This window comes from Mycobacterium sp. NPDC050853, from assembly GCF_040653875.1.
In the GTDB taxonomy this organism is placed as follows: domain Bacteria; phylum Actinomycetota; class Actinomycetes; order Mycobacteriales; family Mycobacteriaceae; genus Mycobacterium.
Genome location: NZ_JBFAGW010000003.1, coordinates 275,576 through 301,875 on the forward strand (window position 1 = coordinate 275,576; position 26,300 = coordinate 301,875).

The 26,300-nt window shown below is 64.1% G+C and carries 31 protein-coding genes; 19 read left to right on the forward strand and 12 right to left on the reverse strand.

Annotation, left to right across the window (positions count from 1 at the left end):
• Positions 1 to 79 precede the first annotated feature (79 nt).
• Together AB0H22_RS13215 and recR are read left to right on the forward strand one after the other, a co-directional pair.
• A complete protein-coding gene (locus AB0H22_RS13215; RefSeq protein ID WP_180750596.1) occupies positions 80 to 424 on the forward strand; it encodes a YbaB/EbfC family nucleoid-associated protein in 345 nt (114 codons plus the stop codon).
• Entirely contained in the window at positions 417 to 1,025 is a 609-nt protein-coding gene (recR, locus tag AB0H22_RS13220; protein ID WP_180750597.1) for a recombination mediator RecR, read from the forward strand. Before AB0H22_RS13215 ends, recR begins: the two co-directional genes overlap by 8 nt.
• A gap of 69 nt (positions 1,026 to 1,094) precedes the next feature.
• Here the strand turns inward: recR and AB0H22_RS13225 are convergent, their stop codons facing one another.
• The 5 genes from AB0H22_RS13225 to AB0H22_RS13245 all read right to left on the reverse strand — a co-directional run bounded on the left by AB0H22_RS13225 (position 1,095) and on the right by AB0H22_RS13245 (position 5,364).
• Positions 1,095 to 1,796, reverse strand: a complete 702-nt coding sequence (locus AB0H22_RS13225; protein WP_180750598.1) for a hypothetical protein — start codon at positions 1,794 to 1,796, stop codon at positions 1,095 to 1,097.
• Between the two features lie 18 nt (positions 1,797 to 1,814).
• Entirely contained in the window at positions 1,815 to 2,489 is a 675-nt protein-coding gene (locus AB0H22_RS13230; protein ID WP_358146870.1) for a hypothetical protein, read from the reverse strand.
• A 196-nt stretch (positions 2,490 to 2,685) separates the two neighbouring features.
• Entirely contained in the window at positions 2,686 to 3,399 is a 714-nt protein-coding gene (locus AB0H22_RS13235; RefSeq protein ID WP_180750599.1) for a type 1 glutamine amidotransferase, read from the reverse strand.
• Entirely contained in the window at positions 3,396 to 4,676 is a 1,281-nt protein-coding gene (locus tag AB0H22_RS13240; RefSeq protein ID WP_358146871.1) for a Mur ligase family protein, read from the reverse strand. The genes AB0H22_RS13235 and AB0H22_RS13240 overlap by 4 nt, the downstream gene beginning before the upstream one ends.
• A 112-nt stretch (positions 4,677 to 4,788) precedes the next feature.
• Positions 4,789 to 5,364, reverse strand: a complete 576-nt coding sequence (locus AB0H22_RS13245; protein WP_358146872.1) for a hypothetical protein — start codon at positions 5,362 to 5,364, stop codon at positions 4,789 to 4,791.
• A gap of 288 nt (positions 5,365 to 5,652) precedes the next feature.
• Between AB0H22_RS13245 and AB0H22_RS13250 the strand changes: the two genes are divergently transcribed.
• The 5 genes from AB0H22_RS13250 to AB0H22_RS13270 are packed head-to-tail and all read left to right on the forward strand — an operon-like array spanning position 5,653 to position 10,537.
• Complete coding sequence (locus AB0H22_RS13250) at positions 5,653 to 6,099, forward strand: MarR family transcriptional regulator (protein WP_180750841.1); 447 nt, start codon at positions 5,653 to 5,655, stop codon at positions 6,097 to 6,099.
• Positions 6,096 to 7,190: a phosphotransferase family protein gene (locus AB0H22_RS13255; protein WP_358146873.1), complete on the forward strand. Its 1,095-nt coding sequence runs from the start codon at positions 6,096 to 6,098 to the stop codon at positions 7,188 to 7,190. The genes AB0H22_RS13250 and AB0H22_RS13255 overlap by 4 nt, the downstream gene beginning before the upstream one ends.
• Entirely contained in the window at positions 7,187 to 8,368 is a 1,182-nt protein-coding gene (locus AB0H22_RS13260; RefSeq protein WP_180750603.1) for an acyl-CoA dehydrogenase family protein, read from the forward strand. The genes AB0H22_RS13255 and AB0H22_RS13260 overlap by 4 nt, the downstream gene beginning before the upstream one ends.
• A 34-nt stretch (positions 8,369 to 8,402) precedes the next feature.
• Complete coding sequence (locus AB0H22_RS13265) at positions 8,403 to 9,386, forward strand: DEDDh family exonuclease (RefSeq protein WP_180750604.1); 984 nt, start codon at positions 8,403 to 8,405, stop codon at positions 9,384 to 9,386.
• Positions 9,386 to 10,537, forward strand: coding sequence for a serine hydrolase domain-containing protein (locus tag AB0H22_RS13270; protein WP_358146874.1), 1,152 nt, complete (start codon positions 9,386 to 9,388; stop codon positions 10,535 to 10,537). The genes AB0H22_RS13265 and AB0H22_RS13270 overlap by 1 nt, the downstream gene beginning before the upstream one ends.
• Before the next feature lie 15 nt (positions 10,538 to 10,552).
• Here AB0H22_RS13270 and rpsR read toward each other — a convergent pair whose 3' ends face one another.
• From rpsR to rpmB, 4 genes are read right to left on the reverse strand one after another with little or no spacing between them, the layout of a single operon-like run.
• Positions 10,553 to 10,801: a 30S ribosomal protein S18 gene (gene rpsR / locus AB0H22_RS13275; RefSeq protein ID WP_180750606.1), complete on the reverse strand. Its 249-nt coding sequence runs from the start codon at positions 10,799 to 10,801 to the stop codon at positions 10,553 to 10,555.
• Entirely contained in the window at positions 10,801 to 11,106 is a 306-nt protein-coding gene (gene rpsN, locus AB0H22_RS13280; RefSeq protein ID WP_180750607.1) for a 30S ribosomal protein S14, read from the reverse strand. Before rpsN ends, rpsR begins: the two co-directional genes overlap by 1 nt.
• Position 11,107: 1 nt before the next feature.
• The gene (gene rpmG / locus AB0H22_RS13285; RefSeq protein WP_155941137.1) at positions 11,108 to 11,272 is read right to left on the reverse strand and encodes a 50S ribosomal protein L33; all 165 of its coding nucleotides are present in this window, start codon (positions 11,270 to 11,272) and stop codon (positions 11,108 to 11,110) included.
• Positions 11,272 to 11,508 (reverse strand): 50S ribosomal protein L28, encoded by a 237-nt coding sequence (gene rpmB, locus AB0H22_RS13290; RefSeq protein ID WP_180750842.1) that lies wholly within the window; start codon positions 11,506 to 11,508, stop codon positions 11,272 to 11,274. Before rpmB ends, rpmG begins: the two co-directional genes overlap by 1 nt.
• Before the next feature lie 123 nt (positions 11,509 to 11,631).
• Between rpmB and AB0H22_RS13295 the strand changes: the two genes are divergently transcribed.
• Both AB0H22_RS13295 and AB0H22_RS13300 read left to right on the forward strand, forming a co-directional pair.
• Positions 11,632 to 12,858, forward strand: a complete 1,227-nt coding sequence (locus tag AB0H22_RS13295; protein ID WP_358146875.1) for a GTP-binding protein — start codon at positions 11,632 to 11,634, stop codon at positions 12,856 to 12,858.
• Between the two features lie 9 nt (positions 12,859 to 12,867).
• Positions 12,868 to 13,110, forward strand: coding sequence for a type B 50S ribosomal protein L31 (locus AB0H22_RS13300; protein WP_180750609.1), 243 nt, complete (start codon positions 12,868 to 12,870; stop codon positions 13,108 to 13,110).
• Here AB0H22_RS13300 and leuA read toward each other — a convergent pair.
• Positions 13,107 to 14,981, reverse strand: coding sequence for a 2-isopropylmalate synthase (gene leuA / locus AB0H22_RS13305; RefSeq protein ID WP_255485956.1), 1,875 nt, complete (start codon positions 14,979 to 14,981; stop codon positions 13,107 to 13,109). The two genes, AB0H22_RS13300 and leuA, sit on opposite strands and share 4 nt — an antisense overlap.
• A 168-nt stretch (positions 14,982 to 15,149) precedes the next feature.
• On the opposite strand from leuA, the gene AB0H22_RS13310 reads away from it, so the two are divergent.
• From AB0H22_RS13310 to AB0H22_RS13320, 3 genes are all read left to right on the forward strand, one after another.
• Complete coding sequence (locus AB0H22_RS13310) at positions 15,150 to 16,208, forward strand: hypothetical protein (protein ID WP_358146876.1); 1,059 nt, start codon at positions 15,150 to 15,152, stop codon at positions 16,206 to 16,208.
• Positions 16,209 to 16,360: 152 nt separating this feature from the next.
• Positions 16,361 to 17,242 carry a hypothetical protein gene (locus AB0H22_RS13315; RefSeq protein ID WP_180750844.1) on the forward strand — a complete coding sequence of 294 codons (882 nt, stop codon included), beginning with the start codon at positions 16,361 to 16,363 and terminating at the stop codon, positions 17,240 to 17,242.
• 25 nt (positions 17,243 to 17,267) lie between these two features.
• Positions 17,268 to 17,894: a maleylpyruvate isomerase family mycothiol-dependent enzyme gene (locus AB0H22_RS13320; protein WP_358146877.1), complete on the forward strand. Its 627-nt coding sequence runs from the start codon at positions 17,268 to 17,270 to the stop codon at positions 17,892 to 17,894.
• Here the strand turns inward: AB0H22_RS13320 and AB0H22_RS13325 are convergent.
• Positions 17,891 to 18,493: a nitroreductase family protein gene (locus tag AB0H22_RS13325; protein ID WP_180750611.1), complete on the reverse strand. Its 603-nt coding sequence runs from the start codon at positions 18,491 to 18,493 to the stop codon at positions 17,891 to 17,893. The two genes, AB0H22_RS13320 and AB0H22_RS13325, sit on opposite strands and share 4 nt — an antisense overlap.
• Before the next feature lie 85 nt (positions 18,494 to 18,578).
• Here AB0H22_RS13325 and AB0H22_RS13330 point away from each other — a divergent pair, with 85 nt between their 5' ends.
• From AB0H22_RS13330 to AB0H22_RS13360, 7 genes are all read left to right on the forward strand, one after another.
• A complete protein-coding gene (locus tag AB0H22_RS13330) occupies positions 18,579 to 19,844 on the forward strand; it encodes an aspartate kinase (protein ID WP_180750612.1) in 1,266 nt (421 codons plus the stop codon).
• On the forward strand, positions 19,841 to 20,878 hold the full coding sequence (locus AB0H22_RS13335; protein ID WP_180750613.1) for an aspartate-semialdehyde dehydrogenase: 1,038 nt from the start codon (positions 19,841 to 19,843) through the stop codon (positions 20,876 to 20,878). The genes AB0H22_RS13330 and AB0H22_RS13335 overlap by 4 nt, the downstream gene beginning before the upstream one ends.
• Positions 20,879 to 20,972: 94 nt before the next feature.
• Positions 20,973 to 21,368, forward strand: coding sequence for a hypothetical protein (locus tag AB0H22_RS13340; RefSeq protein ID WP_180750614.1), 396 nt, complete (start codon positions 20,973 to 20,975; stop codon positions 21,366 to 21,368).
• A 143-nt stretch (positions 21,369 to 21,511) separates the two neighbouring features.
• On the forward strand, positions 21,512 to 22,603 hold the full coding sequence (locus tag AB0H22_RS13345; protein WP_358147038.1) for a DUF4185 domain-containing protein: 1,092 nt from the start codon (positions 21,512 to 21,514) through the stop codon (positions 22,601 to 22,603).
• Positions 22,604 to 22,666: 63 nt separating this feature from the next.
• On the forward strand, positions 22,667 to 23,167 hold the full coding sequence (locus AB0H22_RS13350; RefSeq protein WP_358146878.1) for a tetratricopeptide repeat protein: 501 nt from the start codon (positions 22,667 to 22,669) through the stop codon (positions 23,165 to 23,167).
• A gap of 27 nt (positions 23,168 to 23,194) precedes the next feature.
• Positions 23,195 to 24,409: an ATP-binding protein gene (locus AB0H22_RS13355; RefSeq protein ID WP_358146879.1), complete on the forward strand. Its 1,215-nt coding sequence runs from the start codon at positions 23,195 to 23,197 to the stop codon at positions 24,407 to 24,409.
• Entirely contained in the window at positions 24,406 to 25,461 is a 1,056-nt protein-coding gene (locus AB0H22_RS13360; RefSeq protein ID WP_358146880.1) for a tetratricopeptide repeat protein, read from the forward strand. The genes AB0H22_RS13355 and AB0H22_RS13360 overlap by 4 nt, the downstream gene beginning before the upstream one ends.
• Here AB0H22_RS13360 and AB0H22_RS13365 read toward each other — a convergent pair.
• Entirely contained in the window at positions 25,458 to 26,291 is an 834-nt protein-coding gene (locus tag AB0H22_RS13365) for an alpha/beta fold hydrolase (protein WP_358146881.1), read from the reverse strand. The genes AB0H22_RS13360 and AB0H22_RS13365 overlap by 4 nt on opposite strands.
• Positions 26,292 to 26,300: the final 9 nt, after the last annotated feature.

Sequence of the window (26,300 nt, forward strand, 5' to 3'; positions counted from 1 at the left end):
GTCGACGGCTACCCTTGGTGGCGACCCGCCGAGGCCCGGCGAGCGTGACCAACTTGATACCGGCCCGTTAAGGAGACCCATGCAACCCGGAGGCGCCCCGGATATGTCAGCCCTGCTCGCGCAGGCACAGCAGATGCAGCAGCAGCTGATGGCTGCTCAGGCGCAGATCGCGGCCGCCGAGGTCACCGGGGAGTCCGGGGGCGGCCTGGTGCGGATCACCGCTAAGGGCAGCGGCGAAGTGACTGGTGTCCAGATCGACCCGAAGGTCGTCGACCCCGCGGATATCGAAACGCTGCAGGACCTGATCATCGGCGCGTTAGCCGACCTGACGTCGAAGACGCAGGAACTCGCAAGCCAGCGGCTGGGTCCGCTCGCGGGCGGTTTCGGCGATCTTGGTGGAGGGCTGGGATTGCCCGGTGTTTGAGGGCCCGGTCCAGGACCTCATCGACGAGCTGGGCAAGCTGCCCGGGGTAGGACCCAAGAGCGCACAGCGCATCGCCTTTCACCTACTGGGTGTCGAGGCCCCCGATATCGACCGACTGGCCGCCGCATTGGCGCGGGTGCGCGATGGTGTCCAGTTCTGCGAGGTCTGCGGGAACGTCTCCGATAAGGAACGCTGCCGTATCTGCTCGGACTCGCGACGCGATCTTTCCTTGGTATGCGTCGTCGAGGAACCCAAGGATGTACAGGCGGTCGAGCGCACGCGCGAGTTTCGCGGTCGCTATCACGTGCTCGGTGGAGCGCTTGACCCGCTCTCAGGCGTTGGACCCGATCAGCTGCGGATCCGGGAACTGTTGACGCGCATAGGAACTGACGAAGACGGGGTCTCCATCTCGGAGGTCATCATCGCCACCGATCCGAACACCGAGGGTGAGGCGACGGCCACCTATCTGGTGCGGATGCTGCGCGATTTTCCCGGGCTGTCCGTCACCCGGCTGGCCTCGGGTCTACCGATGGGCGGGGACCTGGAATTCGCCGACGAGCTGACTTTGGGCCGCGCCCTCTCCGGCCGTCGGCCCCTCTAACTTCCCCCGCGAGCATGCCCAAATGTACGGAATCTGGCTGCGAAACCGCACATTTGAGCATGCTTACGCTCAGGGGACGATGAGGAACTGCGCTTGACCAGGGTTGCCTTGCGCTCCCGACACCGTCACCGAAGTCCCCGGACCGCCAGGTGAGCCCGGATTAGGTTGAGGTCCCGGTCCGCTGCAGTCTGACGAGGACGAAAACACGCCGGTTGTCGCACCGTTAGCGCCCACCGATCCGCCAGGACCGCTACCGCCACCGATCCCGCCATTGCCACCAGTGCCCGCCGACACGTCCATCGGATGAGTGCCTAGGGACAGGTCGTGTTGGCATTTGACGAGGATGACACCGCCATTGCCGCCGATGCCGGCGAAGTTTCCATCTCCGCCGCGACCCCCGGTGCCGCCATTGCCGCCGGTTCTACCGAATTCGCAGTCGTCTCCGTCGCCGCCTTTGCCTCCGGTGCCACCGGTTCCGCCGACTCCACCGTGCCCACCAGGCCCGCCGTGGCCGCCCTTGGCTTGAAGCGATACGCCGTCCATGAAGTTCTCTACCTCAAAGTCGATCACACCGCCGTGGCCACCGTGGCCACCTGGACCGCCAGCTCCACCGTTGCCGCCAGTCCCGCCGGTCCCGCCTCGGGTGGCGCAGTCGTCGTCGATCCAATTGCAGTTCGCCATGGTCCCTGTCGCGCCAGTGGGCCCTTGTGGACCCTGCGCCCCTGTCACTCCGGCATCGCCGTTTGGACCATTGCTGATGATGTTCGGCATGGTTATTACTCCTTCTGCTTATGCCAGGTTGCCGCGGACGGATGTCGCGCGGATCTTGATGTAGCTGGAGGTGACAACGAGTCGCCCCCCAGAATGAATGCGGATGTCGTTGGCCCACAGGCTCTTCGCCTTCGACCCCAATGTCAGCGTGGCGTTCTTGCCAATCTCGATGTCTTTCAACAGCACGACTACCAGCGGGATTCGGGTGACGTGTGCGGCGTACCGCTGGGCTAATGCATGGGTGATCTTCGCCTGCTGGCTGTCGGCCTCAAGAGGGACCCCGAGTGCGTCGCCAACTGCGCGTGACAGATGCGTATGCATTGCCGGGCGGATTTCCCGGTAGAGCTGACCGAGTCGTGCGGGGTAGCTCACTCTCCCGTCACTCTTGCTTGCACACGGTGTGCAGCACGAATCTTGGGTGTCAGCGTGTTCGGCGACAGTTTCGGCCATCCGGCGGGCGATCTCGCGTGCATCAATGTCGTCGGCCGCGATGGCTTGGCGTGCGACTTGCTCGTCCAAACGCTCCGGGACTAGGCGCAGCGCCTGAAGGTCGTCGAACCCGGCGATTTCCAGGCGATGAGTCACATCCGCCCATTCACGGTCGCCGGGATCGACGATCACCGACTTCTCGTCTGGCACAGTCAGACTGCGCCGCTCGGCCTTTAAGAACCGAGCAATAGATTCACTCGTCACAATCGCTCCTTGGGGTTTGGCATGGACCTTGAATTGCCCACGGAACGTATTGCGCGTACGGCCGGGCATACGTGAGTAATCGACTACTCGAATTCAAGCCCCGGCACGGAGCGCACTAGGAGGCCGAGCCGGCCGTAAAACCGCACATGCGAGTGTGCTCGCCGCTCAAGACCCGAATCGTTCCTTGCACCCCGAACTACCGGGCGGACAAGCGCTCCCGGCGTAGCCGCTCAACCTCGTCCAGATCCAACGGAGTCAGCCCGTGCACATCCATGGCGCGAGCGAGTAAGAGGTCGGCCAGCTCGGGATTGCGCGCCAGGCATGGGCCGTGCATGTAGGTGGCGATCACGCTGCCCTGCACCACGCCATCGATGTTGTCTCCGGCGCGATTTCCCGCTCCGCGGGTCACCTTGGACAACGGTGCCGCTGCCGGCCCCAGAACCGTTCCGCCGCGGTGGTTCTCGAATCCGGTGAGGGTGGCCTCGAGCTCGGCCATGATGGGGACACCGGACAGTTCGCCGATGGTGCGTTTGGCCTGCGGGCTGGTGGTGACATCGAGCATTCCGACGCCCTCAACCCGTTCACCCGATGATGTTTCGTACCAATGTCCGAGAACCTGGATGGCCGCGCAGATCGCCAGCACCGGTGCGCCGCGTTCGGCCGCGCGTTGTAGTCCCGGGTGTGCGATGAGATGACGGGTGGCGAGCCGCTGCGCGTAGTCCTCGGCACCGCCGAGGGTGTATACGTCGAGGGAATCGGGGACAGGGTCCGCCAGGGTGATCTCGACGATTTCGGCGTCGATGCCGCGCATCCGCAGCCGTTGCCGCAACACCACGGCATTGCCGGAATCGCCGTAGGTGCCCATGACGTCGGGGAGTACCAGGCCTATACGGACGGTGGATTGGCTCATATCGCACCATCTTTGGCCAGAGCGCGGTTCAGGTTGAGGAACGCGGTGTAGTTGGCGATCACATCGACTTTGCCGGGCGGGCACGCTCGGATGGCCTGCACCGGGTCGTGATGCAGGGTGTGTGTGACGCTCGCGTAGGTCAGCCGGACCGCCAAGTCGGTGCCGCGTTCTCCGGAAGCGACGACAGGGGGCACGCTGGTAGGCGCGTCATTTGGACCGTTATCGCACGCGAAATGTTCGAAGTTGACATCCCACAGCCAGGACAGATCCTCCCCGTCGGGAACCTGCCCGTTGACCGCGATGACGAGCCCGTCCGCGTCGGTGTCCACCATCGACAGCGCCTCTTGCCATCCGGCCGGATTCTTGGCCAGCAGTAGCCGCACCGTGTGGTCGCCGAGGTCAATGCTCCGGTATCGGCCGGCCACCTGATCGACGGCCGATACGGCGTCGACGGCGGGACCGGGGCGGGCGCCGAGCTCGACGGACGCCGCCACCGCAAGCGTGGCGTTCCCGCGGTTCGCGGTGCCGGGCAACGTCAGTGACATCGGCAGGCTGATTCCGCTGGGGCCGTAGATGCGGTCGTCGTCGAACCACCAGTTGGGATCGGGCCGCGAGAAGTCGGTTCCCGTGCTGTACCAATGGTTTCCGTCACGCATGATGAGTTCTCCGCTGCGCGGGCAGCTCACCGAATCTCCAGCCCAGCCGCCGCCGGCGGCTACCCAGACGACATTAGGATTGTCGTACGCGGCCGATGTCATGAGAACGTCATCGCAGTTCGTCACAATCACCGCATCGCGGTGCCGGGCCAGTCCCTTGCGCAGGGTGCGTTCGATGTTGTTGATCTCGCCGACGCGGTCCAGTTGATCGCGGCTGAGATTGAGTAGCACGATGACCGCGGGGCTGACCGCATCCGCGACATGCGGCACATGCATCTCGTCGACTTCGAGCACCGCGAGCTCGGCCTCGCGGGTGCCGGCCAGCGCCGCCACCAGACCCGCGTCCATGTTGGAGCCCTCGGTGTTGGTGGCAACCGGTCCCACGGTGGCGAGCGCGGCAGCGGTCATCCGGGTGGTGGTGGACTTGCCGTTGGTGCCGGTGATCACGACCGTGCGACGTCCGCGGCCCAACTGTGCCAGCACGGAGCTGTCCAACTTGAGCGCGATGAGCCCGCCGATCATGGAGCCCGCGCCGCGACCGCTGATCCGGGACGCCCAGCGTGCCGAACGTCCGGCGGCCAGCGCGATCCGGCCGCGCACCGAGAGGTGGTCGATGGGCATTCGCGCAGTTTATTGGAGGCGGTCGAGAGGGGACGATGTCACCGCCATCGAGCAAGCGTTCACTGCCCGTACGGCCGGAGGGGACAGCCGCACGGGCAGTGCTGAACTACTCCTAGGCGACAGCGCTCTGTAGCGATCGCTTGACGTCGTTGACCGTGGTCAGGAGGGTGGCGCCGGCCTCGGCCAGCTTCTCCTTCTGCTCGTCGGTGCCGGTCACGGCGATAACGCGCGCCAGGCCGGCGATCTCGGCCAGCCCCGAGCGGAGCTTGAGAACGTTGACGAGTTTCGGGAAGAGCTTGGCTCGCAGTGCCTGCGCGGTCTGGCTGGTGATGCCCCGCTTCGCGAGCAGCTTCAGGCCGAACTCGGTCAGGGTGGCCACGCCGTCATCGGTCTTAACGACGCCGCGGTGAGCTAGCCGTTCGAGAACTCGCGCGACCACAGGCTCGGGAAGGGTGATCTCACCCTCGGTGGTATCCGAGACACGCTGCACGATCTCTGCGGCACTAGCCGGCCCGTCAAGCAGCAATGAGGCGGTGACCGCGCGCTTGATTCGAAGACCGAAAGCACCGGGACCGAAACCGCCGGGACCGAAACCCGGGCCGCCGAATCCGGGTCCGCCAAACCCGGGTCCGTCGAATCCGCCGAAACCGGAGCCGGGACCTTCGGAGCTCGTAAATGAATCAGACATCTAATTCTCCTTTTCTGATGATCAGGCAGCTGACCTGTCGTCGACTGAACCTGTATCAACCTCCTTGATACAGGCGTCGAATCAGACATGTCAATGTTCTTGATATGAGTCTCCTGAGAATTTTGCATAGGAGTGGTAATCCATTGCACTGCAATGGCTCGCCTGTTTGGCCGATGTTGAGCCCCCGCGTGAATCCGACAGCAGGCGCGAGTCGGTCGGTCCTATTGCCTGAGTTATGCCGAGCCAAAGGGCATGAGTCTGCGTGCGTCCTGGAAGGTTCATGCCAGGATGCTTCCGATGAGTGAATCCGATGAGGTCGAGCCACTGGGTTACCTGATGTTTCGGGCCGGTGCCGTGATGCGTCCGCAGGTCCTTGCTGTGCTGCGGCCACTCGGGCTCGGGATGCCGGAGTTCATGTGCTTGCGGATGCTCAACGAAAACCCTGGGCGTACCAGTGCTGAGCTGGCGCGCGAGAACAATGTCTCGGCGCAGGCGATGAATCAGGTTCTTAATGGGTTGCAGAACGTCGCATTGGTGTCCCGGCCAACGGTGCCAGCCTCGGGGCGAGCGTTACCGGCCCGGGTCACCGTCAAGGGCAAGGCGTTACTCAATCGCGTGGAGTCGGCCATCTGGGCCGCAGAGGACGAGATGTTCGGCCGACTAGGTGCCGACGATCAACGTGAACTCAGGCGGATACTTGGACGGCTGATCGACGCTGCCAGCGAAAACGGGTGAGCGTCTCCCCAACCAACCAGCCGGTTGGGTGGGCGGCTAGGGTTACGCCTGTGTTCCGGGCCACAGCTGAGACCACGTCACAGGACTGGGCTGCGCTATCGGCATGGGTCACGAGACAGGGGCACGCCCTCGATGTCGAAGCGGCGCGACAGTTCTCCGGAGGCAAGGCCAATCTCAACTATCGGGTGTCTCTCGACGGCAAACCGGCCGTCTTCCGGCGTCCGCCGACAGGCCCGATTGCCGAGGGCGCCAACGATATGGCCCGCGAATGGCGGGTGCTCTCGCGGCTCAATGGAGGATTCCCACTGGCCCCGCAGGGCCTGCTGTACTGCGACGACCTCGATGTCCTGGGTACTCCCTTCCAGTTCGTCGAATACCGCGATGGGCTGGTGATCGGCGGCGAGCTGCCCGACGGCCTTCCCGGTGATGCCCCGACCCTTATCACCGCCACCCTGATCGAGGCCATGACTTCCCTGCACCGGGTGGCGCCCGAGGACGTGGGCCTCGGTGACCTCGGCAAGCCCGAGGGCTTCCTACAGCGTCAGCTCACCGGCTGGACACGCCGGGCCCACGCCGTCTGGCCCGACGGACTGCCGGGTGTCGTCACGAATCTGACCTCGCGGCTGGAACGGCAGATCCCCGAGCCCTCGGGAGTTTCGCTGCTGCACATGGATCTGAAGTTGGACAATATGCTCGTCGATCGGGAAACGTTGTCCCCCAACGCCATCATCGATTGGGATATGACCACCCGGGGCTGCCCCCTTTTCGACTTGGCGATTCTGGTGTCGTACTGGATGGAGCCCGGTGACCCGGAGTCGGTGCGTGCCGTCAATCAAATGCCCACCACCACAGCAGGTTTTGGAGGCCGGGCGGAGGTCATCGCCTCCTACTTCGCGGCGGCCGGAGCCGAAGCGCAGCCATTGCACTGGCATGCCGCCTGTGCACGGCTACGCCTGGCCGTTGCGTGGATGCAGTTGTATCGCAAATGGCAGGCCGGCGACCTCATCGGTACCGAGTACGCAGATTTCGAAAACATTGCCATGGCCGTACTTGATTGGGCGGCAACACAATTCACCGAGGGAGAAATATGATCGACTTCAGCGTTCCGGATGAGCTGACCGCGAAGGCGCAGCGGGTGCGCGAGTTCGTCACCGAGACCGTGATTCCGTACGAGCGCGACCCTCGGCTCACCGCGCACGGCCCCACCGACGACCTGCGTAACGAGCTTGTCGGTAAGGCCCGGGATGCCGGTCTGCTGACCGTACAGGCGCCGGAATCCTATGGTGGTTGGGGCCTCTCGCATATCGGCCAGGCGGTGATCTTCGAGGCTGCGGGCTGGTCAACCCTCGGCCCCATCGCCATGAACTGTGCCGCACCCGACGAGGGCAACATGTTCCTGCTCGGCAAGATCACCAATGAGGAACAGTCCGAGAAGTTCCTGCGCCCCGTCATCGAGGGACACCAGCGCTCGGCGTTCGCGATGACCGAACCCGACGGAGCCGGATCGGACCCGTCGCAGCTCAAGACCTCGGCCACCTTCGATGGCCAGAACTTCGTCATCAACGGGCGCAAGTGGCTCATCACCGGAGCGCGCGGCGCCAAGACGTGGATCATCATGGCCAACCTGGAGGCCAATGATCACCTGCCCGAGGGGCCCACGCTGTTCCTCTGTGACGGGGATACCGAAGGCATTGTGATCGAACGCATCATGAACACGATGGACCGCAACTACGCCGAGGGGCATGCGGTCGTGCGGTTCGACAATTTGACCCTGCCGCGTGAGGCGCTGCTCGGCGAGACCGGACAGGCCTTCCGGTACGCGCAGCTGCGTTTGGCTCCGGCCCGGCTGACGCACTGTATGCGGTGGCTCGGCGCTGCCGCCCGCGCTCAGGATATCGCGGTTGACTACGCGCGTACCCGGACCTCGTTCGGCAAGACCATCGGCGAGCACCAGGGGGTTTCCTTCATGCTCGCGGATAACGAGATCGCGCTGCACCAGTGTCGCCTCACCATCTGGCATGCCTGTTGGATGATGGACAACGGTGCCAAGGGCCGCCACGAGAGCTCGATGGCGAAGTCGTTTGTCTCCGAAGAGCTGTTCAAGGTCACCGACCGGTGCGTCCAGGTGCTCGGTGGAATCGGTATCAGCGATGAGACACCCGTGGAAATGATCTTCCGCGATATGCGCGCGTTCCGGCTGTACGACGGCCCCACCGAGGTGCACAAGTACGCCATCGGTCGGCAGGTGCTCAGGACCCCGCGCGCCTAGACCCGGTTGTCGGCACCCCATGCCATCCTGAGTCATGCCGATCTGGGGGCAGACGCCCGACCACAGCCCCAAGTGGGTCGTGGTCGATCTGGAGACTTCCGGCTTTCAGCCGGGTCGTGCGCGCGTCATCAGTCTCGCGGCGTTGGCGGTGGATGCCGACGGGACCATCACCGACAGTGTGGTGAGTCTGCTCAACCCGGGTGTTGATCCGGGCCCGACGCATGTTCATGGACTCACCCCGGAGATGCTGGAGGGACAGCCGGAGTTCGCCGATATCGTCCCCGATCTGCTTGCGCTGCTGCGGGGTCGGACGCTGGTTGCCCATAACGTCGGGTTCGACTACTCCTTCCTGACGGCTGAGGCGGAATTGGCCGGCGCCGAGCTGCCTACCGAGGCAGTGATGTGCACGGTCGAGCTGACCCGGCGCCTCGACCTGGACACACCGAACCTGCGCCTGGAAACTCTCGCTGCGCATTGGGGGGTCGAGCAGCTCAAGGCACATGACGCCTACGACGATGCCCGGGTGCTCGCCGAGGTGCTGCCGCAGGTGCTCGACAGGGCTCGGGAACGCGGTACCTGGCTGCCGATCCGCGAGACCGGCCGCAAGCGCTGGCCCAACGGTCGTGTCACGCACGACGAGCTGCGCCCACTTAAGACGCTGGCATCCCGTCAGCCGTGTGACTGGCTCAATCCCGGCCCGTACACGGCGGGGCAGCCCTTGGTGCAGGGCATGCGCGTTGCTCTGAGCGCCGAGGTTGCCCGCACGCATGAGGAGCTGATCGAACAGATCATGCATGCCGGCCTTGCGTATGCCGACGCGGTCGATGAGGACACTTCGATGGTGATTTGCAATCATCCAAACCCTGAGCAGGGTAAGGGGTTTCATGCTCGCTCGCTCGGTGTTCCGTTGCTGGACGACGCGACGTTCATGACGTTGGTCGGGCGTGTTGCCGGAGGCACCGATATCGAGCAGTTCACGGTTCGAAACCGCGCCGGAGCGCAGTACTCACTGTTCTGATGCGCCGAATCTTCTGTGTAGTTCTCGTCATTGCGATGTTCGTCGGCGGTTGTGGAACGCGTTCGGGCATCCGTACCGCAGATCTGGACGCCGCCACATCGGCCAAGCTCGACACCGCCATCAATGAGGTGCTGGCGAGCGCCGCGGTCCCGGGTGCGATCGTTGGTGTGTGGGGGCCCAAGGGCACGTACGTACGCACCTTCGGCGTCGCGAACACGACGACCCGCGAGCCGATGCACCCCGACTTCTACCACCGAATCGGCAGTGTGACAAAGACATTCACTGTGACCGCGGTGTTGCAACTCGTCGACGAGGGCAAGCTCGGGCTCGATGAGCCGATTGCCAAATATGTGGCCGGGGTTCCGGGCGGAAACAAGATCACCCTGCGTGAGCTCGCCCGGATGCAGAGCGGCCTGTTCAACTATTCGATGTCTCTGGCGTTCAACCGCGACCTGGAGGCTGACCCTCGGCGCCACTACAGCCCCCAGCAGCTGCTCGACTACGCCTTCGCTCAGCCGTCCAATTTCCCGCCAGGGCAGGGCTATGAGTACAGCAATACCAATGCCGTGCTGCTGGGACAGGTCGTGGAGAAGGTCAGCGGAAAGACGCTGCCCGCATACGTACGCGAGCACATTGCCGTTCCACTCGGCTTGAGCCACACCAGCTTTCCGGAAACCAACACCATTCCCGATCCGCATGCACAGGGTTACACGCAGCTGACGCCGACCGGACCGCTCATCGACTCCACAGACTGGAGCCCGTCGTGGGCGTCGTGGGCGGGCGCGATGGTCTCCACGCTTGAAGATCTACGGATCTGGGTGCCTGCGTTGGCGACTGGGCAGCTTCTCAAGCCCGCTACCCAGGAGCAGCGGTTGCAGACCGCGGCTATGCCCCCGGTGCCCGACGATATCCGTTATGGCTTAGGGATTTTCGATGCTCGAGGGTGGATCGGTCACAATGGCAGCATCCCCGGTTACCAGACACTCGCCATCTACTCACCCGCCGAGCAGACCACGGTGGTGGCACTGCTCAATACCGATGTGGCCAAGCAACCCGCGCAGCCCAGCACCTTGTTCGGTACCGCGATCACCAAGGTGATCAGCCCCGACCACGTCTTCCTGTTGGAGAACGCGATTCCACAGCCGCGCTGACGCAGTGATGGGAGATTAGGCGTAGGGCAGCAGTGCCATCTCGCGTGCGTTCTTGATCGCAATGGCGACCTGGCGCTGCTGTTGCACCGTCAGACCCGTCACCCGCCGCGACCGGATCTTGCCGCGCTCGGACACGAACAGTCGCAGGGTGTTGGTGTCTTTGTAGTCGACCGCCGAAAGACCCAGCTTGGCAAAGAGATTCGGCTTGGCAGGCTTGGTGTCGTCGAGCTTGGCGCGACGATTGCGTGTGGTCTTGGCAGCCATCACCAGCTCGCTTTCCGGACGCCGGGTAGCGATCCATCGTGCACGAGCTCGCGAACTCGCACTCGGGACAGTCCAAACTTGCGCAGGTAGCCGCGTGGTCGGCCGTCCACCGCGTCGCGATTGCGCAGTCGTACCGCGCTGGCGTCGCGCGGCTGGCGGGCCAGCTCGGCCTGTGCGGCTACGCGTTGCTCCTGACTGCTCGACGGTTGGCGGATGATCTCCTTGAGTTCTGCGCGTCGCTCGGCATAGCGCTCGACGATGACGCGTCGCTGCTCGTTCTTGGCGATCTTGGACTTCTTGGCCATCTCAGCGCTCCTCTCGGAAATCCACGTGCTTGCGCACCACGGGGTCGTACTTGCGAAGCACCATCCGGTCCGGATCATTGCGCCGGTTCTTGCGGGTGACGTACGTGTATCCGGTGCCCGCGGTGGATCGCAGTTTCACGATGGGGCGGATCTCATTGCTCGCCATCAGAATTTCCGACCTTGTGCTCGTAGCCGTGCCACCACGGCCTCGATACCGTCGCGGTCGATCACCTTGATGCCCTTGGTGCTCACCCGGAGCTTGATGCGCCGGTCCTCCGAGGGCAGGTAATAGGTCTTGAGCTGGATATTGGGCGTCCAGCGGCGACGGGTGCGGCGGTGCGAATGCGATACCGCGTTACCGAAGCCCGGTGACCGTCCGGTCACCTCGCAATGCGCGGACAACGGACCTCCATTCGTACCCATATTGATAATGGGAATCGTTTTCGACAAGTGCTGTTTGGGACTGTACCGTGAACCTCGCAGTAATGAAAATCGTTTGCAATAAGGTCACAAAAGGGAGATGACATGCGGGACTTGCCGCTCTTCCCACACGTGCGTCATCGCACGCCGGTGGTACTCGTGGCAGGACAGGTCGATACCGATGCGGTCGTCAAGGTCTTGTCCGGCGACCCAGGGACGGTTGTCGTGACGCACCGGTTCGACGGGCACATCGTGAAGCGGTCCGTCACGGGTGGCGCAGGTGCTCGGGACCCACAAGTGACCGTTCTAGAGCTGGCCCATGGCTGTGTCTCGTGCACGGTCCGCGACGATCTACTTATTCTGCTGAGGAAGCTGCATCGGCGGGAGGACGTCGGGCGGATCGTTTTGCACCTGGAGCCATGGCTGGAAGCCGATCCGATCTGTTGGGCGATCAACAGCGTGCCCGTTCGGGTGGGGCCGGGATTTGTCGACGGGCCTGCGGCGCGCGATGTGGAGATCGCCGCATTGGTCTCGTGTATCGACACCGAGAACTGGCTGGAACAGGCGATCGGCGATGACGAGCTCGACGACGGCCGGACATTGGCGCAGGTGGTGATCGGCCAGGCCGAGTTCGCCGATGTCCTGGTGGCACGCAACCCAGAACCCGAGGTGCTCTCGGTGCTGCGACGTTTGGTGCCGCGGGCACGCATCACCGCGCGCATCGGTCGTGTCGAACAAGCCCTTGACCATCTGGAGGACGATGCGCGATGTGGCCAGGCAGACGACCCGCATGGTGCGCTGCTCGCGGGCCAGCCCTCTCTGGTGGTCGATGGTCGCGTCGGGCTGGTGGAATTCAACGCGCGCAGGCCCTTCCACCCGGAACGGTTGCATGCCGCGATCGACTTACTGCTCGACGGTGTGATCCGCACCCGGGGTCGGCTGTGGCTGGCAACCCAGGCCGAGCAAGCGATGTGGCTGGAATCGGCGGGTGGTGGGCTCAGAGTCTCGGCTGCCGGAAAATGGCTTGCGGCAATGGATTCAGTCGAGGTGGGGCAGGCCGATCCCGAACGACGGGCATTCGCCGACCTCATGTGGGACTACCGGTTCGGGGACCGGCATACCGCGATGACGGTGCTGGTATGCGGTGCCGACCGCGCCGAGGTGCTGGATGCGCTACGCGGCGCGCTGCTCACCAATGACGAAATGGCAAACCCCGCAAGGTGGGACGAGTTCTATGACCCATTCGGCGACTGGCATGAGGACCCGTGCGAGCACATGTCCGAGCTGAGCGTCGAGGCATTCCTCTACAACGGCGAATTCAACTGCGAATAGGAGTCAGCGATGAAAACAGGAATACACCCCGACTATCACCCCGTCGTCTTCCAGGACACCACCACCGGAAAGATGTTCCTGACCCGCTCGACGGCAACGAGCACCCGCACCGTCGAGTTCGAGGGTCAGGAGTATCCGCTGATCACCGCTGAGGTGACGGCGGACTCCCATCCGTTCTGGACGGGAGACCGCCGGATCGTCGACACCGCCGGTCAGGTCGAGAAGTTCCGCCGGAGGTACGGGACGCGCTAGCCGCGCGCGGCGCGGTTGACCGCCGACACCACTGCCCGCAAGGAGGCGGTGGTGATCGACGGCGCGATACCGACACCCCAAAATGTCTGTGCCTCACCGCCGTCGGGCCCAACTACCATGGCCTCCACATAGGCGGCGGCCTGTGCGTCGTCGCCGGCGCTCATGGCGTGCTCGGAGTAGTCCAGCACGTTGACGGTGTAGCCCACAGCGGACAGCGCATCGACGAACGCGGCGAGTGGGCCGTTGCCGGCCCCGGTGATCTCGGTTTCCTTGCCGCTGATCTTCACCACGGCCGCAATGGAATCCGTACCACCGTCCTCTTCGGAGGCGGTTACCTTCTGGCGTATCCGCTCCAGCGGAGTGATCGGCGCCAGGTACTCCTCGGCGAAGACATCCCAGATGTCCTTGGGGTTCACCTCGCCGCCCTCGCCGTCGGTGATCTTCTGGATCGACTGCGCGAACTCGATCTGCAGACGGCGTGGCAGCACCAACCCGTGATCGGACTTCATGATGTAGGCGACGCCGCCCTTGCCGGATTGCGAGTTGACCCGGATCACGGCCTCGTAGTTGCGGCCGACGTCCTTGGGGTCGATCGGCAGGTACGGCACCTGCCACAGGATGTCGTCGACATCGGAGTCCGCGGCGTCCGCATCCACCTTCATCTGGTCCAGGCCCTTGTTGATGGCGTCCTGATGGCTGCCGGAGAACGCTGTGTAGACCAGATCGCCGCCATACGGATGCCGCTCGGGGACCTTCAGCTGGTTGCAGTATTCGACGGTGTGGCGGATCTCGTCGATATTCGAGAAGTCGATCTGCGGGTCGACGCCCCGGCTGAACAGGTTCAGGCCCAGGGTCACCAGGCATACGTTTCCGGTGCGTTCGCCGTTGCCAAACAGGCAGCCTTCGATGCGGTCGGCGCCGGCCTGGAAGCCCAATTCCGCTGCCGCGACAGCTGTTCCGCGGTCGTTATGCGGGTGCAGGCTCAGGATCACCGAGTCGCGACGCGCCAAGTTGCGGCTCATCCACTCGATGGAGTCGGCGTACACATTCGGGGTGGTCATCTCGACGGTGGCCGGCAGATTGAAGATGATCGGGTTCTCCGGAGTCGGTGCGATGATGTCGCCCACGGCGTTGCATACCTCCACCGCGTATGCCAGCTCTGTTCCGGTGTATGACTCGGGGGAGTACTGGAAACGCCAATGCGTGTCCGGGTATTTGGCCGCCTCCTCGACGGACTTGCGTGCACCGTCAGTGGCGATCTTCTTGATCGTCTCCCGGTCGCCCCGAAAAACCACGCGCCGCTGCAGGATTGACGTCGAGTTGTAGAAGTGCACGATCACCCGCGCCGCGCCTTCGCAGGCCAGGAACGTCCGCTCGATCAGCTCGGGACGGCACTGGGTCAGCACCTGGATGGTGACGTCCTCCGGGATTGCGTTCTCGGCGATCAGCTCGCGGACGAAGTCGAAATCGGTCTGGCTTGCCGAGGGGAACCCGACCTCGATCTCCTTGAAGCCCATGCGGATCTGTAGATCGAACATCCTCCGCTTGCGGGCGGGGCTCATCGGATCGATCAGCGCCTGGTTGCCGTCGCGCAGGTCGACGGCGCCCCACAGCGGCGCCCGGGTGATCACCTTGTCGGGCCAGGTGCGATCCGGCAGGTCGATCCTTTCCACCTCGTCGGTGAAGGAGCGGTACCGGTGCACCGGCATCGAACTGTTCTTCTGGGTGTTCCACACCGGCTGATCTGCCGGCGTGCGGCCATTGGGGGTGACGATGGTGCGAGGCGAGTAGGCGTACGCGTCTTTGGACAGATCAGAGAAGTTGGGCGACTCGCCCTCGTCGAAGGAGGGCGCTGCGGAAAAGCTGGTCATGGGATGGCTCCGGGAGTTTGAGGGATATCTCGACCGGCATACCAACAACCCGCGACAGGAGGCCGGTCTGGATCAGACCCTGTCGCGGCGTCGGAGGAGGAGCGTCCGCTGCATAGACGGGACTCTACCAGCCGCGGGAAGCCCGATCATCTGGCAAGCTCGCAGAGCATGTGGGTACGGCGGGGGGCGGCAGCGCTGGCGATTCTGCTGGTCTCCACCGGCTGCGCGCGCACTGTCACCGGGCAGGCTCGGGGCGGTGAGCCGGCGCCCGGGGCGGACTCCCTCTTCGAGGGTGACCTGTCGGACTACGGCCAGAAAATCAATGAGCGCGAGAAGAGAACGCTGACCTATGCGCGGGCGCTGCGGCGCGTCGATCCGTGCGGATTCGTCGCCGGTCTCAAGGAGTTCGGTGACCCGGCTCAGCTCCTCGGAGACTTCCAGGCGTGTACGGCCACCATCAAGGTCGCAGGCGCACCGGGACTGACGGCAGTGGATTACCGATACTTCCTGCAGGACATGAGCGGATACGACGAGTCGTTCCGTGTCGGTGACATCCCCGTGTACGACCTCGAGGACGAGTGCGAGTACCAGCTGCCTCTGATGTTGGAACGCTTGCCCGGTGCGCCCAAGGACCCCGAATTGCAGCCCATGCTTTCGGTGAGCCTGTACGACGAGACTTCGGAGAACGCACCCGACCCGGAATGTGGTCTTAGTAGGCAAGTCGTCACCGGAATCGCCAAGCGGCTCCCCTCGGGTCTGCAGCCCCGTTCGGCGTTGAGTGCCTATCCGATCAAGCTCGCCGAGCGCGATCCGTGCGAGATCCTGCGCGAATATCCCGGGCAGGCGCACAAGGTCTCGGTGGACCTGCTGGGGGATCCGTTCGGCTGCGACTTCTCGCTCCATGACGCCGGTATCGATTACTCGCTGAACCTGCTGAGTAGCGGCGGCAACCTGCCTGAGGAGTATTACGAAGAGACCGAGCACAACGGTGTCAGGTACTTCCACAATGACGATCCGAACAGCGATGTGGGATGCCACGCGGTGGCGCTGATCGGAAATCCGTTGTACCCAAAGGATATCGGTGGTGGTGCGAGACAGGAAGACGAAGATCCGTACTATCCCGCGGTCACGGTCGGAGCCTTCAGCGGCGAGGAGCGGTCGGATTGTGGGCAGATGCGTGAGCTTCTGGACAAGGCGGTGCAGCTATTCGCGAACTCCGCTCGATAGCACTGTGTCTCGTTACCTTGCTGGCGATTGCGGGGTGCGCGCAAGTTGTTTCCGGCTCCGCGACAGGACGCCTGCCTGCGCCCACCGGCCAGGCGTTGTTCGCCGGTGATGTGCCCACGTACGGCCAAACCCTCACCGAGGGTGAGGTCACCATGCTGGCGTACATGCGGGCGCTGCGGCGGATCGATCCGTGTGGACTTGTGCTGGCGTTGAAGGAGATTGGAGCACCGACATACATTTCGGGCGATGTGGGCGGTTGCTTTGGCTCCATCAAGGTAGCGGGCACGGCCAACCCCTCGAGCGTCGGATTGTCCTTGGTGTTGGGTGACTTGTCGTTGGAGAAGCCCGAATTCATGGTGGGGGAAACGCCGGTTTACCACACGCCGAACACGTGCGCGTTCGAGTTTCCGATCGCCTTGGCCAAGCTCCCGAATGCGCCGAAGTTGACGGGGCCGCGCGTGCCCGTGCTCCGCGTCGTGGTCGTCGACGGTGCGCGGAGTGCCTTGAGTAGGAACTGCAATATGGCGAAACCGGTTATCGACGTGCTGGTCAAGATGAACCCGGCTGACATGCCCATGCGAGACGCACTGGGTGCCTACCCGATCAAGATGGCCGAGCGTGATCCGTGCGAGATTCTCGATGAGTATCGGGGCCGGATGCGCGAGCTGAAGGCCCCGTTCTTGGGGGAGCCGTTCTCGTGCCGGTTTTCGTTGCAAGACAGCAAAACACAGTATGAGCTGACTTTCAGGGCGGGAGTCGACCCGCCATCGAGGCTGCGTGAAGATGTCCGTGACGGCATCGAGTACTTCCACGGCGAGGACCACAATGGCTCCATCACAGCGTGCACCAGCATGGTGCGTTTAGGTAAACCGCTGTACGCCCGGGACGTCCCCGGGGGAGCCGTGCAGGAGGACGGCACCCCGGAGCGGGTCTTCATCGAGGTGCTCGGCTTCGCGATGAAGGACCGCGACTGCGGACCTACCCGCGCGATGATCGACAAGGCGGTACAGATCTTCCGCGGTTCGTTCGATTGACTCTGAGCCGCGACACAATGACGAGGTGGACACCGACGAGATCTGGCAGGCCATCGACGACGAACGCGTGAACCTTGCCGATCAGTTGGCGGCGATGCCCGTGCAGGATTGGGACCGGCAATCGTTATGCGGCGAGTGGCGTGTCCGCGACGTGGTGGGACACCTGTTGTTCGCGAGCGAGTTCTCGCTGCCGCGCACACTCGTCGATGTGATCAGAGCGCGCGGCGACCTGAATCGCTTCATCGCCACGACCGGGGTACGAGCCGGATCGGCCTCGCCGACTGAACTGCTGGCATCGCTACGGGCCAGCGCGGGCTCCAGGCGAAAGCCCCCTGGGGTGCGGCCGGTCGACCGGCTCATGGATCACCTGGTGCACGGTCAGGACATCGCGATACCGCTTGGGTGGCAGCGGGATATTCCTGTTCCCGCGGCCCGGGCGGCGGCCGCTCGGGTGTGGGATCGAGACCAGCTGTTCGGAGCGAAAAAGCGGTTCGCGAAACACCGGCTTGTCGCGACCGATACCGATTGGGCCGAGGGATCCGGCGCTGTTGTCGAGGGACCGGTCTCGGCTCTGCTGCTCCTGATGTCAGGCCGCGGTGCAGTGGTCCGGGATCGGCTCACCGGTGAAGGTGTGTCCGCGCTCCCGAACTAGCCGACGAAGCTATTGCCCCAACGTTCGATGAAGGCGATATCGCTCAGGGCGGGGCGCTGCCGGGGAGCGTGATCGCGTTCGACGGTCGACTCGTCGGCATCGGCGTAATCATCGAGGACCGGGCCGATCGCGACGACGGCGATGGGCCGCACGCTCTCGGGGATATTGAACACGCCGGGTGCATCGTCCACACGGAAACCCGCCATCGGGTGGGTATGCAGACCGTGGGAGCGCGCCTCCACACCCAGCTGGGCGATCGCCAGCCCGGCATCAACTGCCGCATACACAGCGGTGTTGTCGTCATCACCCAGGTCGGTGCTCACCAGGACGAGTGCTGCCGCAACTTTTGCGTAAGAGTTTCCTCGATTGAGCAGCTCAGTCAGCGCTTCGTAGGTGGCGTCACCGCGCAGACCCACGATGTATCTGACGGGGAAGCGCTTACCCCAACTAGCGGCCCAGCGACCCGCTTCGAGCAGGGCCGTCAGGATCTCGGGAGCCAGGCTTGCACCGGGATCGAAATGCCGCGGACTCCAGCGCGAGGCGATCAGCGGCTGGATCGGAACCGAGGTGATGGCGGTACGTTCGATCGAGTTGCCCATACGGGCCAGGTTATCGAGTTGCCGTAACCCCTTATCCTGATGACTGGATCTCCCCGACCCTGGCCGAACAGCAGGAAGGTATGCCGTGGCGCTCGTCGTCCAAAAGTACGGCGGATCGTCGGTCGCAACGGCCGAACGCATCCGCAGGGTGGCCGAACGCATCGTCGAGACGAAAAAGAACGGCAACGACGTCGTCGTTGTCGTCTCGGCCATGGGTGACACCACCGACGAGCTGCTTGACCTGGCCCAACAGGTCTGCCCGGCACCTCCGCCACGTGAGCTGGACATGCTGCTCACCGCGGGTGAGCGGATGTCCAATGCCCTGGTCGCGATGGCCATTCACTCCCTCGGAGCATCGGCTCGCTCGTTCACCGGTTCCCAGGCCGGCGTTATTACCACCGGCAGGCACGGCAGCGCCAAGATCATCGATGTCACCCCGGGACGGGTGCGCGCAGCCCTCGACGAGGGCCAGGTGGTGTTGGTCGCCGGGTTCCAAGGTGTGAGCCAGGACAGCAAGGACGTCACCACCCTCGGCCGCGGCGGGTCCGACACCACGGCGGTGGCCCTGGCGGCCGCGCTCAAGGCGGATGTCTGCGAGATCTACACCGACGTGGACGGGGTTTTCACCGCCGACCCGCGGATCGTGCCAAATGCCGCCCGGCTGGACACGGTCAGTTTCGAGGAAATGCTGGAGATGGCGGCGGCCGGGGCGAAGGTGCTCATGCTGCGCTGCGTGGAGTACGCCCGGCGGTACAACGTCCCGGTTCACGTGCGCTCGTCGTACACCGACAAACCGGGCACGATCGTCAGCGGATCAATGGAGGACATTCCTGTGGAAGAAGCGATTCTCACCGGCGTCGCACACGACCGTGGTGAGGCGAAGGTCACCGTCGTCGGCATCCCCGACGTTCCGGGATACGCCGCCAAGGTTTTCCGTGCTGTCGCCGACGCCGAGATCAACATCGACATGGTGCTGCAGAACATCTCCAAGGTGGAGGACGGCAAGACCGACATAACCTTCACCTGCCCCAAGGAGAGCGGCCCCACCGCGGTGGAGAAGCTGGATTCCTTGAAGAACGAAATCGGGTTCTCGCAGGTGCTCTACGACGATCACATCGGCAAGGTGTCGTTGGTGGGTGCGGGTATGCGCAGCCACCCGGGGGTCACCGCCACCTTCTGTGAGGCGCTGGCCAAGGCCGGCGTGAATATCGAGCTCATCTCGACCTCGGAGATCCGGATTTCGGTGCTGGTCAAGGACACTGAACTCGATGTCGCAGTGCAGGCCATCCACGAGGCCTTCGAACTTGGAAGCGACGAAGCGGCGACTGTTTACGGGGGTACTGGCCGATGACGTCGATTGGTGTTGTCGGCGCCACCGGCCAGGTCGGTGCCGTCATGCGGAAGCTATTGGAAGAGCGCAACTTTCCCGCATCCTCGGTGCGATTCTTCGCCTCGGCCCGCTCCGAGGGTAAGAAGCTGACGTTCCGTGGCCAGGAGATCGAGGTCGAGAACACCGAGACCGCCGACCCGTCCGGGCTCGATATTGCACTGTTCTCCGCCGGCGCCACCATGTCTCGGGTGCAGGCTCCGCGTTTCGCCGCAGCGGGAGTTACCGTCATCGACAATTCCTCGGCCTGGCGCAAGGATCCGGATGTGCCGCTGGTGGTTTCGGAGGTCAACTTCGACCGCGAGGTCCGCGGGGTGAAACTCCCCAAAGGCATTATCGCCAACCCGAATTGCACCACCATGGCCGCGATGCCGGTGCTCAAGGTGCTTCATGACGATGCCGGGCTGCAGCGGCTGATCGTGTCGACCTATCAGGCGGTGTCGGGCAGCGGGCTGGCCGGCGTCGAAGAGTTGGCCACTCAGGTGCGTGCCGGTATCGGCGATGCCGAGCAGCTGGTGCACGACGGCTCCGCGGTCAAATTCCCAGATCCCGTCAAATACGTTGCACCCATTGCCTTCAACGTGATCCCGCTGGCCGGCTCGTTGGTCGACGACGGCTCCGGTGAGACCGATGAGGATCAGAAGCTACGCCACGAGAGTCGCAAGATCCTCGGCATCCCAGAGCTTTTGGTGAGCGGGACGTGTGTGCGGGTGCCGGTGTTCACCGGGCACTCGCTCTCGATCAACGCCGAATTCGAGCGTGAACTGACCGCGGCGCGGGCCAAGGAATTGCTCGCCGGGGCGGCTGGAGTCACGCTGGCAGACGTGCCGACGCCGTTGGCGGCCGCAGGTGCCAATGACTCGCTGGTGGGCCGGATCCGCCAGGACCCGGGCGTCCCGGGCAATCGCGGTCTGGCGCTGTTCATCTCCGGAGATAATCTTCGGAAGGGTGCCGCACTCAATACGATTCAGATCGCCGAACTGCTCGTCGCGGGCTAACGATGAGCGCTCGCGTGAAGAGCTGTGGGCAATGCACAGGAACTTCACGGGTTTTCCACGGGCGAAGCCAGGGTGATTCGGCCATGCTCGGGGCATGACAACTCCAGACAAACCCGATACACCCACTAGTCCGGTGTCTGTACCGCAGGCACCTGCGCCGCGTTCGGCGAGTAACACCCTGCTGGTGAAGATTGCCGCCGTTGTCGGCATCGTGGCGGGCGCATTCGTGATCCTCGGTGTGACCTTCGGCCTTGGGGTGCTCGCAGGATCTCAGTGCGGCCATCATGGTGGCCCGGGCGGGCCCGGCGAGCACGGTGGGCGGCACATGATGTTCGACCGCGGCGGGCAGTCGCCGATGTTTCCGCCCGGCGGGCCGGTCATCATCGAGCGCGGCCAGCCCTTCGGGCCGCCGGACTCCCCAGCGCGCCAGGATCGGCCCGGCCAGCCGCAACCGCCCGCACCATCCGCGACGACAGTGCCGCGGCCCTGATCTGAGTCCGTAGCGATCCAAGCCTCCGGCGCCACTGGCTACCCTGTGCAGGGATAGTCGGTGGCGCCGCGGCGTCGGATGGGAGAAGTGGCGTGCGGCGTGTCAGGGGCAGCACGGCCCGGCTGACTGCGATTGCGCTGGTGATCTTCGAATTGGCTTACACCCCGGTGGCATTGGCCGACCCATTGCGACCCGCTTCACCGCCGCTGGATCCCGGGGAGGTGGTGCGTGTGGGTCCCGTCGCGGGGACTGGCACCGCCACCTCCGAATACAACCTGGGCGCGACCGACCTGTGCGAGTTCATGGTCTTCACCGGCGGCATGCTGCAGGTCTGCGGTGACAGCTTCGCGGGCCAGGGGGTGGGATACGGCGGCTGGTACTCCCCGGTGGCGCTGCGCGTCGACACCGAAACGGTCGACGAAACATCCGGGGTGCGTCACACCGGTGTCCTGGGTACCGACCGTCCGCTGCTGGAAGACCCGACGCCGCCAGGATGCTCGCAACTGCCGGCCGGCGTCGTCGATATCAACGGGACCAACTGGCTGTTCGTCGCCGTCACCAAGAACCTGATCCCGCAGTCGACGCGGCTCGTGAAACCCGATGCCTTCCGTGCCGGATGGCCGACCGTGCCGGGATCGATACGCCCAGGCGATTATGTGGGTGGCCAGCAGACACAGATCAGCGGCTACTACGACCCACTGTGGACTCCCGATTCGCCAAAGGGCTGGGTCTACATCGTCAGCGATGCATTCGATCGCTCCCTGCCCGCGGTGCTGTACCGGGCCAAGCCAGACACCTTTACCGACCGCGCGACGTGGCAGGGATGGGGCGCGGATGCGAAGGGTAAGTGGGCTTGGGGTGGTGCCGTGACGCCGTTGTTCAACGACCATCTCGGCGAGATGAGCATGAAGATGGTCGACGGGCAGGCCGTGCTGTCCTACTTCAACCAGACCACGGGCAATGTCGAGGTGCGGGTTGCCGACAATCCGACTCGGCTCGGTGCGGTGCCCCCGACCACTGTGGTGGCTGCGGGGGCCTGGCCGGCGATCGCCGACGAGCTACCCGAGTCCTGGGATAACACGTTGGCGCAGCCATATGGCGGGTACATCGGACCGGACTCCACGCTGGATCGGCTCAGTATTTACGTCAGCCAGTGGAACACCGACTCGCGTGACCGCGCTCCCTATCGTGTGATCGAGTTCGCGGTGAATCCGTTGCGCGCCGATGTGGGCTAACTAACGTACCGTTGTTACCAGAGTTGTCGATGTGCGAGTGGCGGCTGGTTAGGATGGCCAACGATGATTGCTAGCGGAACCTTGATCGATATGGCTGCCGGTGAGTGGGTAGCCGGTGATGAGGTTTCGCGTACCTTCGTTTCTGTGGACGCTGAGGAGTTGGCAACCCGCGCGAGCGAGGCTTTAGCGTCCGGAGACGATAGCGAGGCATTACGTCTGGCAAACGATGCGTTGGAGCTGGAGCACAAAAGTTCGCTGTCCTGGCGAATCCTGGCGTACTGCCTAGGCAGCATGGGACGGCATTTCGATGCGATTGACTGTGCGCTCTCCGCGGTGCGATACGGCAGCCATGACGCGATCAATCACTACACCCACGCGTGGGCGCTGCGTGGCGCGCAGAAGCCCAACGAGGCGCTGACTGCCATCGATGAAGCGCTCGACATCAACCCGGACTTTCCCGACGCGCTGTCGATGCGCGCCGTCCTTCGCCGCGAGCTCGGAGATCATGAAGGGTCCATCGCGGACATGCGCAAGGCGAAAAGCTTCGACGGTCATCGCTACTGAGCACCAATCATCACTGGGAGGGACCACGTGGCTGACGATGCCGTGCTCGCCGAGATGCTTTCTGCCGTGGAGGCGAGTCCTGACGTTCTCGCGCTGCGGCTGCGGGTCATCGAGCTGTTGGTGCAGAGCCGACGCTTTGCCGAGGCACTCAACCACTGCACCGTCGCGTTGCAGCAGGCACCCGGAGATACCAAGGCGCTGCAGCTACTCGCCGAGTGCTCAGCCGGCCTGAATACCCCGCACACCGAACCGGCTGCTCCCGCCGGGAATTTCGATTGGTCGGCCGCCGAGGAGCAGGTGTCCGATATCGTCCGGCCCGCATTCGTGGAGGACGAGCCCGAGCCGCTGGGACCCGACGACGTGGGCGCACTGGAGAAGTCCGATACCCGTCTCGCCGACGTCGGCGGGATGGCTGATGTGAAACGACAGCTGGATCTCTCTCTGTTCGGGCCGCTGCGTAACCCCGAGCTGGTCAAGGCATTCGGTATCTCGGCACGGGGCGGTCTGCTGCTCTACGGCCCGCCGGGGTGCGGTAAGACGTTCCTGGCGCGAGCCGTCGCCGGAGAGTTGGGTGCCAACTTCTATCCCGTCGGTATCTCCGATGTGATGCACCCGCTGTTCGGGCAGAGTGAGCAGCGACTGCACGAGATCTTCGACACCGCACGCCGGAACACGCCATGCGTGCTGTTCTTCGACGAGCTCGACGCACTGGGACATCGCCGTTCGCAGCTCTCGGGAGGATCGGGTCTGCGGCCGTTGGTGAATCAGCTGTTGGCCGAGCTGGATCCGGCGACGGAGAGCAATGAGGGACTGTATGTCCTGGGTGCCACCAACCATCCCTGGGATGTGGATGCTGCGCTCCGCCGGCCGGGTCGGTTCGACCGCATGATCCTTGTGACGTTGCCCGACGAGGAGGCGCGTATCGCCATCGTCAAGTATCACCTGCGGGATCGGCCCTTGGAGGGCATCAACCTCAATGCGATCGCCAAGCGCACGGACGGTCGATCCGGGGCCGATCTCGCACATATCTGCCACACCGCAACACAATTCGCCATGTCCGACTCGATCAGCAGCGGTCAGGTGCGGCCTGTGCGGATGGCGGATGTGGACACTGCGATCGCACAAGTGGGCCCCAGCGCCGGCGGCTGGTTCGATACCGCGCGCAATGTCGTCGAGTTCTCCAACTCGGACGGGGCCTACGACGAGCTGGCAAAGTATCTGCGTCGTAAGCGATCTCGATGACATCGGCCGGCGATACACCGCTGGCCCGCGCGTTGATGATCGAGGAGTTGATCGGGGTGCGCAAGTACGACACCGCTCGCAGGCTTCTTGCTGAGGCCCTGACGATATGGCCCGATGATTCCGACCTTTTGGCCACCGGCGCGTACCTAGATCTGAAGGTCGGGCACTACCCCGGAGCAATGTGGTACGCGGACAACGCATTACGTACCGATCCTGGTAACGGCCAGGCGCAGCGGATCCGCATTTCGGTGCTGGTCCGCGGCTGGAACAAGACGCCGGCCATCGAGGCGGCCTGGCGCTTGGTGCAGACGCACCCGAATCAAGCGTCCAGTCACTACATGCTGGCGGTCGCGCTGTACGCCGCGCGACGCAAGAACGCGGCGCTGGGTGCCATCGACGAGGCACTGCGCATTGCTCCAGACGATTCTTCCTATCGGAATCTGCGCGGCCAGATTATCGGTATGCGAAGTTGGAAAGGCAAGGCATTAAAGGAATTCCGCTTGGCACTACGCGCCGACCCCGATAACGCCCATGCGATGGAGAACGTGGGCATGGCGCAGTCGCGTCGGTGGCGGCTGTCGAGTTCGCTGCGGGCCTACCTGGATTTGGCCGGCATGGATATCCGGCGGGCCGATGATGTGCGTGCCGGGGTCTCCGAGGTGTTCAACCGGCTTGTCAGCGTGATGAACCCGCTGAATTTTCTGGCTCTGGTGGTCCTCGGCGCGTCCGCCGCAGTCGCCACGCGGTACGGGAACCAGCAGCTGCCCATTCCTGCGCGGGTGATTGGGGGGCTGTTGGCAGCTGCGGTGATCGCGCTGCCGGTCTGGCTGGTGCTCACCGTCCCTCGACGCTCCGGTAGGGCGCTTTCGGCGAGCTTGCGGCGATCGAAGCTGATCGGTTTTTGTGTGGTGCTCAGTGGGGCAAGCGCGTTGTGTCTGATGGTCGTCGTGCTGGTCGGATCCGTTGCGATCGCTGAATCGGCATTATCGTTCGTCGCGCTGCCCGTGATGATCGTCTTCGCGCTTCGACTGGTCGCGAGCGCTTCCGGTTAGCCGTCCAGCGGGTGCCGTTTCAGGAACTCGTCGATCAGGGCATTGACCTCGTCGGGCCGCTCCAACCCGGCCAGATGTCCGGTGTTCTCCATGACCACGAACTCGGCGCCGGGAATCGCGTCCGCCATGAGCTGCGTCTCCGCGACGGGGAAGGTCGGATCCTCGCGGCCCGCGACAACCAGGGTTGGTGCGGTGATGCGTCCGAACAGCTCGCGTTGGTCGGGCCGCGCCGGAACCACGCTGTTGACCGCCCAATACACCGAATCGACGTTGAGTCGGCCTATCGCCTCCCGGATGGTGTGCTCAACCTCCGGACGTTCACGTGCGGTACTCGGCCCGATGAAGGCCTGGACGGCGCGGCTGGTGAGCGGTTCACGAAACCGTCCGAGGAGTCTGACGATTTCGGCCAGCAGCCGGAACTCGATCATCTGCCGCTTGCCCGCACGCGAGGCCGTGGCGTTCATCAGTACGGAGGCTCCCGCTCGGTGCGGATACAGCGCCGCGAAGGTTCCTCCGATCATTCCGCCCCAGGAATTGCCGACCACGTGTGCCCGCTCGATATCGAGGCAGTCGAGTATCTGCTCGACGCTGTGCGCGCAATCCTCGAAACGGAACATCCGGCTGAGTGCCTGGCTGTCACCGTGGCCGGGCGGGTCGACGAGGATCACGGTGTGGTGGGAGGCGAAGTACCGTGCCTGGTCGGCCCACATGGAACCCGACATCAGCAGGCTGGGCCAGAAGACGATGGGCGGCCCCTCACCGCCGATCTGCAGGTGCAGTCCACCGAGACAGCTTTGGATGTATCGGTCCTGCAGTGCGGCGCTGCCCATGCGCAGCAG

Bases quoted from the DNA above. Each gene is read 5' to 3' on its own strand.
- AB0H22_RS13225 (WP_180750598.1), bottom strand. From the start codon at position 1,796: ATGCCGAACATCATCAGCAATGGTCCAAACGGCGATGCCGGAGTGACA.
- rpsR (WP_180750606.1), bottom strand. From the start codon at position 10,801: ATGGCTGCCAAGACCACACGCAATCGTCGCGCCAAGCTCGACGACACC.
- rpsN (WP_180750607.1), bottom strand. From the start codon at position 11,106: ATGGCCAAGAAGTCCAAGATCGCCAAGAACGAGCAGCGACGCGTCATC.
- AB0H22_RS13325 (WP_180750611.1), bottom strand. From the start codon at position 18,493: ATGGGCAACTCGATCGAACGTACCGCCATCACCTCGGTTCCGATCCAG.
- AB0H22_RS13365 (WP_358146881.1), bottom strand. From the start codon at position 26,291: ATGGGCAGCGCCGCACTGCAGGACCGATACATCCAAAGCTGTCTCGGT.
- AB0H22_RS13315 (WP_180750844.1), top strand. From the start codon at position 16,361: ATGCTGGCGTACATGCGGGCGCTGCGGCGGATCGATCCGTGTGGACTT.
- AB0H22_RS13340 (WP_180750614.1), top strand. From the start codon at position 20,973: ATGACAACTCCAGACAAACCCGATACACCCACTAGTCCGGTGTCTGTA.
- AB0H22_RS13265 (WP_180750604.1), top strand. From the start codon at position 8,403: ATGCCGATCTGGGGGCAGACGCCCGACCACAGCCCCAAGTGGGTCGTG.
- AB0H22_RS13240 (WP_358146871.1), bottom strand. From the start codon at position 4,676: ATGCCCATCGACCACCTCTCGGTGCGCGGCCGGATCGCGCTGGCCGCC.
- AB0H22_RS13250 (WP_180750841.1), top strand. From the start codon at position 5,653: ATGCTTCCGATGAGTGAATCCGATGAGGTCGAGCCACTGGGTTACCTG.
- AB0H22_RS13245 (WP_358146872.1), bottom strand. From the start codon at position 5,364: ATGTCTGATTCATTTACGAGCTCCGAAGGTCCCGGCTCCGGTTTCGGC.
- AB0H22_RS13215 (WP_180750596.1), top strand. From the start codon at position 80: ATGCAACCCGGAGGCGCCCCGGATATGTCAGCCCTGCTCGCGCAGGCA.
- AB0H22_RS13235 (WP_180750599.1), bottom strand. From the start codon at position 3,399: ATGAGCCAATCCACCGTCCGTATAGGCCTGGTACTCCCCGACGTCATG.
- rpmG (WP_155941137.1), bottom strand. From the start codon at position 11,272: ATGGCGAGCAATGAGATCCGCCCCATCGTGAAACTGCGATCCACCGCG.
- AB0H22_RS13300 (WP_180750609.1), top strand. From the start codon at position 12,868: ATGAAAACAGGAATACACCCCGACTATCACCCCGTCGTCTTCCAGGAC.
- leuA (WP_255485956.1), bottom strand. From the start codon at position 14,981: ATGACCAGCTTTTCCGCAGCGCCCTCCTTCGACGAGGGCGAGTCGCCC.
- AB0H22_RS13350 (WP_358146878.1), top strand. From the start codon at position 22,667: ATGATTGCTAGCGGAACCTTGATCGATATGGCTGCCGGTGAGTGGGTA.
- AB0H22_RS13260 (WP_180750603.1), top strand. From the start codon at position 7,187: ATGATCGACTTCAGCGTTCCGGATGAGCTGACCGCGAAGGCGCAGCGG.
- AB0H22_RS13335 (WP_180750613.1), top strand. From the start codon at position 19,841: ATGACGTCGATTGGTGTTGTCGGCGCCACCGGCCAGGTCGGTGCCGTC.
- AB0H22_RS13310 (WP_358146876.1), top strand. From the start codon at position 15,150: ATGTGGGTACGGCGGGGGGCGGCAGCGCTGGCGATTCTGCTGGTCTCC.
- AB0H22_RS13360 (WP_358146880.1), top strand. From the start codon at position 24,406: ATGACATCGGCCGGCGATACACCGCTGGCCCGCGCGTTGATGATCGAG.
- AB0H22_RS13295 (WP_358146875.1), top strand. From the start codon at position 11,632: ATGCGGGACTTGCCGCTCTTCCCACACGTGCGTCATCGCACGCCGGTG.
- AB0H22_RS13270 (WP_358146874.1), top strand. From the start codon at position 9,386: ATGCGCCGAATCTTCTGTGTAGTTCTCGTCATTGCGATGTTCGTCGGC.